Annotated in this window: 11 protein-coding genes and 1 tRNA gene; 7 read left to right on the top strand and 5 right to left on the bottom strand. The window is 36.5% G+C overall.

Going from position 1 to position 11,795, the window contains the following annotated elements:
- The first annotated feature begins 3 nt into the window (after nucleotides 1-3).
- Entirely contained in the window at nucleotides 4-1,167 is a 1,164-nt protein-coding gene (gene lysA / locus PZ892_RS09590; RefSeq protein WP_277710930.1) for a diaminopimelate decarboxylase, read from the top strand.
- Nucleotides 1,168-1,216: 49 nt separating this feature from the next.
- Here the strand turns inward: lysA and clpB are convergent, their stop codons facing one another.
- Entirely contained in the window at nucleotides 1,217-3,820 is a 2,604-nt protein-coding gene (gene clpB, locus PZ892_RS09585) for an ATP-dependent chaperone ClpB (RefSeq protein ID WP_094256523.1), read from the bottom strand.
- Between the two features lie 244 nt (nucleotides 3,821-4,064).
- Between clpB and PZ892_RS09580 the strand changes: the two genes are divergently transcribed.
- Nucleotides 4,065-4,140, top strand: a tRNA-Thr gene (locus PZ892_RS09580).
- A 49-nt stretch (nucleotides 4,141-4,189) separates the two neighbouring features.
- On the opposite strand, the gene PZ892_RS09575 is transcribed toward PZ892_RS09580, so the two are convergent.
- Together PZ892_RS09575 and PZ892_RS09570 are read right to left on the bottom strand one after the other, a co-directional pair.
- Nucleotides 4,190-4,426 carry a hypothetical protein gene (locus PZ892_RS09575; protein WP_277710929.1) on the bottom strand — a complete coding sequence of 79 codons (237 nt, stop codon included), beginning with the start codon at nucleotides 4,424-4,426 and terminating at the stop codon, nucleotides 4,190-4,192.
- A 2-nt stretch (nucleotides 4,427-4,428) separates the two neighbouring features.
- A complete protein-coding gene (locus PZ892_RS09570; protein ID WP_094256521.1) occupies nucleotides 4,429-5,277 on the bottom strand; it encodes a universal stress protein in 849 nt (282 codons plus the stop codon).
- Between the two features lie 238 nt (nucleotides 5,278-5,515).
- Between PZ892_RS09570 and PZ892_RS09565 the strand changes: the two genes are divergently transcribed.
- A complete protein-coding gene (locus tag PZ892_RS09565; protein WP_094282491.1) occupies nucleotides 5,516-6,085 on the top strand; it encodes an RNA polymerase sigma factor in 570 nt (189 codons plus the stop codon).
- Between the two features lie 13 nt (nucleotides 6,086-6,098).
- Entirely contained in the window at nucleotides 6,099-7,466 is a 1,368-nt protein-coding gene (locus PZ892_RS09560; protein ID WP_277710928.1) for a hypothetical protein, read from the top strand.
- Here PZ892_RS09560 and PZ892_RS09555 read toward each other — a convergent pair.
- Together PZ892_RS09555 and PZ892_RS09550 are read right to left on the bottom strand one after the other, a co-directional pair.
- On the bottom strand, nucleotides 7,463-8,074 hold the full coding sequence (locus PZ892_RS09555) for an HAD-IA family hydrolase (RefSeq protein ID WP_277710927.1): 612 nt from the start codon (nucleotides 8,072-8,074) through the stop codon (nucleotides 7,463-7,465). The genes PZ892_RS09560 and PZ892_RS09555 overlap by 4 nt on opposite strands.
- A gap of 85 nt (nucleotides 8,075-8,159) precedes the next feature.
- A complete protein-coding gene (locus PZ892_RS09550) occupies nucleotides 8,160-9,353 on the bottom strand; it encodes a proline dehydrogenase family protein (RefSeq protein WP_182498567.1) in 1,194 nt (397 codons plus the stop codon).
- Between the two features lie 95 nt (nucleotides 9,354-9,448).
- Between PZ892_RS09550 and PZ892_RS09545 the strand changes: the two genes are divergently transcribed.
- The 3 genes from PZ892_RS09545 (at nucleotide 9,449) to PZ892_RS09535 (ending at nucleotide 11,539) form a co-directional block, all read left to right on the top strand.
- Nucleotides 9,449-9,655 carry an RNA-binding S4 domain-containing protein gene (locus PZ892_RS09545; RefSeq protein ID WP_094256516.1) on the top strand — a complete coding sequence of 69 codons (207 nt, stop codon included), beginning with the start codon at nucleotides 9,449-9,451 and terminating at the stop codon, nucleotides 9,653-9,655.
- Nucleotides 9,656-9,743: 88 nt separating this feature from the next.
- Complete coding sequence (gene aroB / locus PZ892_RS09540; protein ID WP_277710926.1) at nucleotides 9,744-10,808, top strand: 3-dehydroquinate synthase; 1,065 nt, start codon at nucleotides 9,744-9,746, stop codon at nucleotides 10,806-10,808.
- Nucleotides 10,809-10,813: 5 nt separating this feature from the next.
- Nucleotides 10,814-11,539 (top strand): ThuA domain-containing protein, encoded by a 726-nt coding sequence (locus tag PZ892_RS09535; protein WP_182498569.1) that lies wholly within the window; start codon nucleotides 10,814-10,816, stop codon nucleotides 11,537-11,539.
- Nucleotides 11,540-11,795 lie beyond the last annotated feature (256 nt).

Raw genomic sequence — 11,795 nt, 5'->3', positions numbered from 1 at the left:
AGAATGAACATACATCAAATTGATCTAAACCGATTAAAAGAATTTGAAACACCTTTTTATTACTACGACCTGTACTTGTTGAATGAGACTTTGGATCGTGCGAAAGCAGCAGCTGATAAAAGAGGTTTTCATGTTCATTATGCCTTAAAAGCAAATTTTAATGATAAAGTATTGGGCTTGATTCAGTCCAAAGGATTTGGTGCGGATTGTGTGAGTGGGAATGAGGTTCAAAAGTCCATTGATTCTGGTTTTCCTGCCCAACAAATCACATTCGCAGGAGTAGGTAAATCTGATAAAGAAATTAACCTTGCATTAGACCATAAAATCTTTGCTTTCAATGTAGAGTCGATTCAGGAATTATTGGTTATTAATGAACTAGCGGCTAAAAAACAAATGAAAGCTCAGGTTTCATTGCGTATCAATCCTAATGTAGATGCTCATACTCACCATTATATTACTACTGGTTTGGATGAGAATAAATTTGGGGTTCCAAATTCTGAGCTTGAGAAGGCGGCATCTGTTCTTCGGGAGTGTGGGAATTTAGAGTTATTAGGCTTACATTTCCATGTAGGTTCTCAAATTACTGATATCAACGTATTCAAAAGCCTTTGTGTGAAAGTGAATGAATGGAAGAATTGGTTTGAAGAGCGCGGAACGACAATCAAGGTTTTAAATGTTGGTGGTGGTTTAGGCGTAGACTACCATGAGCCAGATACGCATCCATATGCTGATTTTGAAGCTTATTTTGAAGTTTTTGATAAATTTTTGGAGCGTAATGCCCAACAGGAAGTTCATTTTGAGCTAGGTCGTGCTTTGGTTGCCCAGTCAGGTACCTTAGTTAGCAAAGTGCTTTACACCAAAAGTGGGGTAAAGAAGAACTTTTTAATCTTAGATGCCGGAATGACCGAATTAATGCGTCCTGCCTTGTACCAAGCTTTTCATAAGATTGAGAAATTAGGGGCTGAACCTAATGCCGAAGAGTTAAATTACGATGTCGTAGGTCCAATTTGCGAGAGTTCGGATTGCTTCGGTAAAGAAGTACCACTTCCGGTTTCTGAAAGAGGTGATTTAATCGCTATCCGCACCGCAGGTGCTTATGGCGAGGTAATGGCGTCCAAATATAATCTGAGAGATGAAATAAGATTTGTTTTCTCGGAGGATCTATAAAAATAAAAGTATAAAAAAAACCGCCTGAGCAATACTCAGGCGGTTTTTTTTATGATTGTTCCGATTTATTGAGGAAAACGAATTTTCCGTCGAAGGCGTCGAGTTCAATGACTGAATCTCGGGAGATTTTTCCGGAAAGAATCTCTTTGGATAATTCATTGAGGATTCTTTTTTGGATTACTCTTTTCAGTGGTCTAGCGCCGTATACTGGGTCATAACCAAGTTGTGCAAGCCAATCTAAAGCTTCATCAGTTGCAGTAAGGAAAATATTTTGTTCTGCTAGTTGTTTTTCAACTCTGTTGAATTGCATTCTAACAATATCTCCAATCTCTGATCTTGACAATGGAGTAAACATGATTACCTCATCAATTCGGTTCAGGAATTCAGGACGGATAGATTTTTGTAATAGATCCAGCACTTCATCCTTAGTTTTTGCCACAACTTCCTCACGGTTGTTATCATCCAATTTCGAGAAATTCTCTTGAATAATATGAGAACCAGTGTTTGAAGTCATAATGATGATTGTATTTTTAAAGTTTACAACCCGACCTTTATTATCTGTTAAATGGCCATCATCCAACACTTGCAATAAAATATTGAATACATCCGGGTGAGCTTTTTCAATTTCATCCAATAGGACCACTGAATAAGGTCTACGACGAACAGCTTCTGTTAACTGACCACCTTCATCATATCCAACGTATCCTGGAGGCGCTCCAATTAATCTAGAGACTGCATGCCTTTCCTGATATTCGGACATATCGATTCGAATCATCGCTTGTTCATCATCAAACAAGTATTCCGCTAAGGCTTTTGCAAGTTCAGTTTTACCAACTCCTGTTGTTCCTAAGAAAATAAAAGAACCAATAGGGCGTTTGGCATCGCTTAATCCAGCTCTGGAACGACGAATAGCATCAGCAATTGCTTCAATGGCTTCATCTTGTCCCGCAACCCGTTTGTGTAATTCCTCCTCCAGGTTCAATAATTTTTCCCTTTCAGATTGAACCATCTTGCTCACAGGAATTCCAGTCCATTTGGATACCACATCGGCGATATCTTCTGAAGTAACTTCTTCTTTCAGCATTCTGCTGCTATCTTGTTTTTCAGAAAGTTCTTTTTTCAGGGCATCAACTTTATCCTGAGCTTCTTTGATCTTTCCGTATCTTAATTCAGCAACTTTTCCATAGTCACCGGCACGTTCAGCTTGTTCTGCTTCCAGTTTATAGTTTTCAATGTTCTGAGCTTCTAAGTTTACCTGATCAACCAAAGTTTTTTCTGATTGCCATTTTGCTCTAAGTGAATCTCTTTCATTGGAAAGGTTGGCAATAGTTTCGGAGAGTTCTGAGATTTTCTTTTCATCTTTCTCTCTTTTAATTGCCTCTCTTTCAATCTCCAATTGCATAATCCTACGTTCCAGCTCATCAACTACTACGGGAACAGAGTCCATTTCAAGTCTTAGTTTAGAAGCTGCCTCGTCGACCAAGTCGATAGCTTTATCTGGTAGGAAACGGTCAGTGATATAGCGTTGCGATAATTCAACTGCAGAAATAATCGCCTCATCCAAGATTCTTACCTTATGGTGAGTTTCATAGCGTTCTTTAATACCGCGAAGGATAGAGATAGCATCTTGCGTATCTGGTTCTTCAACCATTACTTTTTGGAACCTACGCTCTAGTGCTTTATCTTTTTCAAAATATTTTTGATATTCATTCAGGGTTGTTGCACCGATGGTTCTCAGTTCACCACGAGCCAAAGCAGGTTTTAAGATATTTGCAGCGTCCATTGCGCCTTCACCACCACCAGCACCAACCAGGGTATGAATCTCATCAATAAAGAGGATAATTTCTCCATCGCTATCAGAAACCTCTTTTACTACTGCTTTCAGACGTTCTTCAAATTCACCTTTATATTTTGCACCGGCAACCAAAGCTCCCATATCCAATGAGAATACAGTCTTTGATTTTAAGTTTTCTGGAGCATCGCCTTTGATAATACGGTAAGCAATTCCTTCAGCTATTGCAGTTTTACCAACGCCTGGTTCACCCACTAAGATGGGGTTGTTTTTAGTTCTACGTGATAAAATCTGCATTACGCGACGGATTTCTTCATCTCGACCAATTACAGGGTCCAGTTTGCCAGACTCTGCAAATTCATTTAGATTTCGAGCGTATTTATTCAAAGCATTGTATGTCGCTTCTGCATTTTGATCGGTAACTCTAGAATTTCCTCTTAACTCCTTGATGGCAGTTTTTAAATCTTTCTCAGTAACTCCTTGATCTTTCAGTAGGTTGGAAACTTTATCGCCAGCCAATAAAAGGCCTAATAGGATATGTTCAATTGAAACGAATTCATCATTGAATTCCTTCAGGAAGCTTTGTGCTTTTTGAAGAACTGCAGTTGCAGAGTTACTTAAGTACACATTGCTACCACTTACTTTAGGGTAGGACTCAATTAATTTATCGACCTCTTGAGATAGATAACTAATATTGACGTTTAATTTTTTCAGTAAGTGAGAGATAACATTCTCATCTACGGTTAATAAAGCCTTCATGATATGCGCAGGTTCAATCGCTTGTTGCTGATGACCTGATGCAATTTCTGATGCTTTTTGTATAGCCTCTTGGGCTTTAATTGTAAAGTTGTTAAAGTTCATATTATAGTTTAGCTTTTTGTATTATTGGAATAACAAAAGGAATGCCTACAGTGTTTTTTAATGAATACCTGAAAATATGGCATGATATTTTATTTTTAACCGCCAAAATGACATTATTCAGGTTTGAAATATAAAAATAATGGCTTGTAGGTCATTTAGTTAGTGTTTTTACGTGATTTAAATATTGAAAAAGTTTGTAAAAATGGATTGAAAAATTCATCTTTGCAACGTTTTCCACGGAAACGCCTCCTTAGCTCAGCTGGTAGAGCAACTGACTTGTAATCAGTAGGTCATTGGTTCGATTCCGATAGGAGGCTCCAGCAAAGGGTATCAAATTGATACCCTTTTTTTATTTTTCAAAATTTGCAATTATTTAAGCATCATTGCTTCTTTGTGATTCAAGACTTGTTTAAAGGTTGGGGTTCCATTTTGGAAGATTGTTTTATGATGCGGAGCAGGGATTAGAATTTTAACTTCAAATTTTTCAAGAGGAATAAAGAAGAGTACACCGTGTTCGATGAAATTTTCATCGGTAATTTCGGTGAATTTTTCTGCTTTATCATTGATACGATTTAATGCTTCTAATTTTTTAATGATCTGCTGCATAATTATTTTTCTTCATGGAACACCAAAATAGGCACTTTGGAGTGTAGGGCTAAATTATTGCTGACACTACTTCCAAAGAGTCGGTCGAAAAAGTTTCGATTTCTTTTAACGACACCTAATATATCAATATTGTTTTCAAGAATATAATTTGCGATTGTATTTTCAATGCTTTCGACCTCATCCAATAGGATGTACTCAATATTGTCATGAGGGAATGCCTTTTGCCAAGCCTCGGTTTGCAACAGAACATCAGCGACCTTAGCATTGTGCAATACATGGAGGCAATCAATTTTTGCATTGACAGCTTTAGCCATGATCAGCATTTCTTTTAATGCCTCTTTGTCTTTTTCGCGGAACAAGGTTGTAAATACTGTTCTTTTGATACCCTGATATTTAGCATGCGGTGGTACTGCAAGGACAGGATTTTGGATGGATTTGATGACATTGACTGTATTTGTTCCGATCAATTTAGAAAGGAATCCCGACTCACCATGGGTTCCCATGACGACAAGATGGATTTTTTCACGTTCTACAATACTTTTTACAACCGCAGACACCGGCCCTTCTTCGAACATAAAAATTAGTTCAACATCTGGAAGTCCTATATTAGCGGCAATTTCGCGAAGATTTTGTGTTTTCTTTTTATAGACTTCAAACTGGTTCAATTCTATTGTTTGATAGACTTCACCTAGAAGCTCGGGCTGACCACCGTGGGTGGCAGATAAAACCGGTTCTAAATAGGTGTAAAGCACATAAATTTTCGCATCAATGGACTTTGCGATATGTAATGCATAAAGGAAGGCATTATTGGCAATTTCAGAAAAATCAGTAGGAAATAAGATGGCTCTCATAATCGTTAATTTTGTGTTTGTTAAATTTACCAAATAAAAGGCAAGGAATTAATGACCTTAATCATTATTTTATACCAACTGTAGCATGAAATTGTTTTTATTCGTTATCACATTATAGAAAATATATAGCGGTATTAGTATGAATAAAGCTTAGTTTCATCTATAGTTTTTTAGGACAAGCAGATAAGAAAAGACTTAGGTGGGAATATTAAAAAGATATCTCAGTAATAACACAGCAATGGACCTTAGGACCGCATTGGAGCAATGTGCTATGTCCAATTCTGAGAAGAGTAAATCTTTTTTGTATAAGAAATTCTATGGATATGTGATGGCTATTGTCATTCGTTATATGAAACATGAAATGGAGGCGGAAGAGCTTGCGAATGAATGTTTTGTGAAAGCCTTTAATAAGATTGGGTCATTTTCACTGCATGAAGATGCCAATGTATTAGAGAAGACTTTTAAATCCTGGATCGCAAGAATCGCGGTAAATACCTCCATTGATGCTTTAAGAGTGCGTAAGCAGATGTATATGTTGGATGACTTGAGTGGGAGTGATACGATTCATTATTCTGTGAATAATGATAGTCGGTTGGAGTATGAAGATATGTTGTCCCTTATCCAGCAATTGCCAGATATACAACGTTCAATTTTCAACTTATATGAGATTGAGGGTTATTCGCATGAAGAAATAGGGAAGAAGTTGGATATCCCAGAGAGTACATCACGGACTTATCTTACACGAGCAAAGCAGAAGCTTCGCAAATTGTATTTGAGTCAAATAAATTTAGAAAATATTAAATCCTGATTCGACTAAGATAATGGAAGAAAAGAATAAAAAAGATATTGTTGAGCAGATCATCGAAAAGATGAAAACCATGGAAGAACTTCCGTATAAGGAAGGTGCATGGGAGAATTTTCAGAGTCGTTATGATACTGCCCCAACTAAAAGGAATAAAACTTTTTATTGGGCAGCATGTGCTGCAGCGGTTTTGTTATTAGGAGTTGTTACAGTAAAAAATTGGCCTGAAGCGAATCAAGGCATGGTTGAAAATCAAGTTGTGGCCAATCATCAGGAGTCTGAAAACAGTGGTTCTTCAGATAATTCCAGTGTTACACAACCTGAAGGAACTGCTGACTTGCCTGAGCAAGCTAATAACAATCTTAATTCACAACCAAATCCTACTGCATTTGAATCTTTTGCAGCTGGAAATTCTATTCAAAGAAATGAGCAGCAAGACGTTGTTAGTTATTCTTCCTTTGGAGATTTAAAAGTTTTATCAAATTATTCTAATCAAAATTTATATCCAAGTTCTGTTCAAGTACCAAATCGTTTAACAGCATATAATTTCAATATAGACCAACCATCGATCAGGTTGGATGAGGAGGATTATTCAGTTCTTCGTCAAACTAATATGAATACGGAGTTAGCATACCAAAACGAAGGTGCTAAGAAAGGTGTTGAGCCAGTTTTAAAAAACCGGAATTTTAATTTAAGAGAGAAGTTTGATCTAGGATTATTTGTTTCCCCTAATTCGACAAATGATAGATTTAACTTTGGGGGCGGAGTTTTATTGGCATATAATATTAGTAAGAATATCAGTGTTCGTACGGGTTTGGCTTACAATAAGTATGATGTTTCTGAGATGAAGGATCCGGTTGCCAATGCTGAGACTGCAGTAGTCGCGAATAAGGATGCTATCCACAAGATTACTGGGAACGGCTTGACGCAAAATTATATGAGTAGTAATGCTATAATCTTGCCGAATGTCAATGCTATTTCAGGGAATGTTCAAGCATTAGAAATTCCATTGGATGTTCGAGTAAAGTCCAAGAGTGGTTATTATGCATCCTCGGGAATTACCTATGCTGCTGTATTCAATCAGAATAGATATGCCCACTTTGTGGAGAATGCCAATAGCGAATTATTTGGAAATGGGTTACCTGAGAACGAAGCTGATGTGAAAACAGCGGTTAAGCAAGTTTCTCGCGCAATCAAGACTGAGGATGAGAATGTGAGCAGTAAAGGCTTTGGTGGTTTTGTGAATTTCTCAATTGGAAAAGAGATGAAAATGAACAAGAACATAAACCTATCTGTGGAACCATTTGTTAAGTTGCCAGTAGGAAGTTTTAAACGTGCTGATATGAACTACACCAATGGTGGAATTCGGATAATTACAAATTTTTAGATTTGGTCAATTCTCACCCAGGACATTCCTGCTGAGATAGCACCTTGTACACCTGGATCGCCGTCTTCAAATACCAGGCAATCGATGGGATCTACATTTAAATGTTCAGCTGCTAATAAAAAAGGTTGAGGTGAAGGCTTTCCCTCTGGTGTATCACCTGCACAAACCAACGTTTCAAATTTGCCTATTACCTCGATTACATCGAGTGTAATATTCAATGTTGATCGACTCCCACCAGAAACAATTCCAATTTTTCTAGATTCTGCAAAATCATAAAGGACTTGTCTTACAAATTCAACAGGCTGTGTTTTTTGAATAAATTCGGCGATGAAAATTGCAGATTTTCTTTTTGCGAATTCATATCGATCTAATGATACATTATAGCGATTTGAGATTTCATCCGCGACTGCGACTGTTGGCCAGCCTGCGGTTTCATCAATCAGGTCAGGGTCCAGATCTACACCATGTTCCTTTGCGGCTTGGACATATGCAGCTTTGTGAGCATAAATGTTATCCGCTAAGGTCCCATCAACATCAAATAATAAAGCTTTAAAGGGGGTTGCGATTTCTTTTAGTTTAAGGTATTTCTGAAAATTTTCTTCCGTCATGGCGCAAAAATAAGAAAGTCCCCATTAAATGGAGACTTTCTAATATGTTTTCTGTTTCTTTTTAAGGATAACAAAAAGAAAAGGATTATTTATTTGCTGCTTTACGGCGTTTCAATTCTTTCATAATCAAGCTTAACTCACGACCAGTTTGACCACCTACCGAAGTATTTTCTTGAGCACGGCGGAACAAGTAAGGCATTACGGCTTTAACGGGGCCATAAGGCATGTATTTAGCTACATTATAACCCGCAGCTGCAAGGTTGAATGAAAGGTTATCCGACATTCCCAAAAGTTGCGCGAAGAATACATTCGGGTTGTTATGCGGAATATTTCTATTCTCTAATTCCTGAGCCAATAATCTACAGCTTTCTTCATTATGGGTTCCTGCCATCAAACCAACTCTGTCTATGTTGTCTAAACAAAAATGAATTGCCTGGTTATAATCTGTGTCAGAGGCTTTTTTATTCGGTTGAATAGGAGAAGGGTAGTTGTTTTCTTTTGCTCTTTCTCTTTCAATTTCCATATATGCTCCACGAACGATTTTGGCTCCCAAGTGGAAGTTTTGCGTTTTTGCATAAGCAAAATCAGCTTTTAAGGAGGCAAGTTTATCATGACGATACATTTGGTAGGTATTATATACAATAGGTTTATTTCCATTGTATTTTTCCATCATTTCTCTTGCGATATCATCTATTGTATCTTGGATCCAAGAATGCTCAGCATCTACTAACACTGGGATTCCGTTTTCATAACAAGCTTTACAGATTTGATCACAACGGTCTAAGAGACGGTTGTATTCAGCTTGTTCTTCAGGGCTAAGGCTTTCTTTGGCGTCGATTTTTGCCAGAAGATCAAATCTTCCCAATCCTGTAGGTTTAAACACACAGAATGAGATTAACGGATTTAATTTGGCGGCTTCTACAGTTCTCAAGATTTCTGCGCAGCAAGAATTGAAGCTTTCTTCTGAATCTTCACCTTCTACGGAATAGTCAAGGATTGTAGTTACATTACCTTTACCAAGGTCTTGGATTGCACTTTGGCAATCTTGGATACTTTCACCACCGCAGAATTGTTTATAGATGGTGTTTTTGATAATTCCTTGAATAGGTAATCCAATATTTAGCGAAAAATTAGTGATTGGAGTACCGATTTTAATGAGTGCATTACTAGCGACCATCTTAAATAACCAATAGGCTTTATTAAGGTCTTTATCACTTTTACCTTTAAAGGCAATTTCTGTATTGTTAAAGTCAAGCTTTAAGGGTGAAGCTATGTCCATATTACTTTAATTTGATGGGCGTAAAATTAGGCTTTTTTTATGAATTTTAGATATTAATATATCCTAAATGCTGCGGAATAAAATTACTTTTGTCTATGCAAACGTTTACATTAGAAGGGGATTACATCCAATTGATTCAGTTATTAAAGGTAATGAACTGGGTTGAGCATGGGGCGATGGCTCAATGGGTAGTTGAAGAAGGACTCGTAAAGTACAATGGTCAAGTAGATTACAGGAAAAGGTTAAAGGTCAAGGTTGGCGATATTGTCGAATTTGATGGGAATAAAGTAAAAATACAATAACTAAAATTGCTTTGTAAAATATCTGAAGATAGATTTAAAAACAAGGGCAAATCCATAAAAAAAATCTATCTTTAGGTACAAATTATATATGAAGAAGATTAATAGTTTAGGATACGAAGTCGTATTCGATAATGAGTTAGATGAGCTACAATCGTTTCTGATTGACCATGATTATTCACAACTTTTGATTCTAGTAGATCGAAATACAAATGATCATTGTTTACCTGTCATCCAAGCCGCTATTCCGGATATTGTTGATTATGATATTATTGAGGTGGACCCGGGTGAGGAGAACAAGAATATAGATTTTTGTATTGGAGTCTGGAAGACCATGTTAGATTTTGGTGCGGACCGGAAAGCCTTAATGCTGAATCTAGGTGGCGGAGTTGTTACTGATATGGGGGGATTTGCTGCATCAACTTATAAAAGAGGTATTGATTTTTTAAATGTACCGACGACTTTATTATCCCAAGTTGACGCCTCAGTTGGTGGCAAAACCGGGATAGATTTAGATAATGTAAAGAACATCATAGGTACTTTTAGCCAACCTAAAGCTGTATTTATATCTAATAAATTTTTAGAAACCTTGGATGATCGTCAAGTTCTATCAGGATTTGCAGAGGTGATCAAGCATGGGTTAATTCAAGATAAAGGTTTGTTTACTCGTTGTAAGACTGTTACTTTACCAGAAATACCTGAAGGTATGGTTTATGACTCGGTTGTGATAAAGAATAAAGTCGTTTTAGAAGATCCTACTGAAAAGGGGCTTCGTAAAATCTTAAACTTTGGACATACGATTGGCCATGCGGTAGAAGGATATTCGTTGGTTTCAGATGTAAATCCTTTATTACATGGGGAGGCGATTGCTATAGGTATGATTTGTGAAGGGTATCTTTCCTATAAATTTAATAATCTGGATAAAGCTGAATTAGATGAGATCGTTGATTATCTGTTGTCAATTTATCCTAAATATCAATTGAATTCTGCAGTTTATCCGGAGTTATTGGGCTTAATGAAGAATGATAAGAAGAACGAGGGTAACAAATTAGGTTTTGCTTTATTGCGAGAGATTGGTGTTTGTGATTATAATAAATTTGTGGAAGAGGATTCCATTATTGAAAGCTTAGATTTTTATCAATCAAAAACCAAATAAATCAAATGAGAAGATTTTGCATACTGAGTTTAATATGTTGTTTAAGTGTTTGCTTTGCATTTGCAGGGCATATTGAGAAACCTAAAAAAGTATTGGTCTTTACGAAGACGGCTGGATTTAGGCATGACAATATTGAAGAGGGTGTCAAAGTTTTGGGTGATCTATTAAAGAAAGAGCATATTGGGATGTTTCATACAGAGGATGCCAATGTATTTTTAGCAGATTCCATCAAGAATTTTGATGCAGTTTTATTTTTCAGTACAACTGGTACCATATTAAATGAAGAGCAAAAGGTAGCTTTTCAAAATTTTCTTAAATCGGGAAAGGGATTTATGGGGGTTCATGCTGCAACAGATACCGAGCATGATTGGCCTTGGTATAATAATTTGGTTGGTGCTTATTTCGCGAGTCATCCTGCTGTTCAAGAAGCTAAGATTGATGTTAAAAACAGAAAGCATTTAGCTACGAAACATTTGCCTAAGGTCTGGATGCATAAGGATGAGTGGTATGATTTTTCTAATGTAAAACCAGATTTAAAAATCCTGATGACTCTTGATGAAAAATCTTATGAGAATGGTAAGATGGGTGATTTTCATCCAATCGCCTGGTATCAGAAATTTGAAGGGATCAAAATGTTTTACACCGGTCTTGGACATACGAAAGAATCTTTATACGAGCCAAATTTCCAAAAGCAAATTATAGGTGGGTTAAAATATGTTTTAGGCTATTAATTGAGAAACAATAAATAAAATATTTGAAGGAGGTTTTGACCTCCTTTTTTTTGTGTAAATTTTTTGTTGCTTAAAAGTCTTGTTTATTAAAAATATTTTATAAATTAGACTTAATTGTAAACTTAATTCTAAACTAAAGCTATTCCTGTTGTATTTGTAAAATTTCTAAATGTATTTGAAAGGGGATTTACAAATTAAAATCTGAAAGTGTTTAATGTACACTTTGACAGGAGTTTAGGAGTTAAATTAGATATGA

The sequence above is a fragment of the Sphingobacterium sp. WM genome (assembly GCF_029542465.1).
In the GTDB taxonomy this organism is placed as follows: Bacteria; Bacteroidota; Bacteroidia; order Sphingobacteriales; family Sphingobacteriaceae; genus Sphingobacterium; species Sphingobacterium cellulitidis.
Note: the sequence above shows the minus strand (reverse complement) of the source record. Positions and strands in the feature narration are given on the sequence as shown.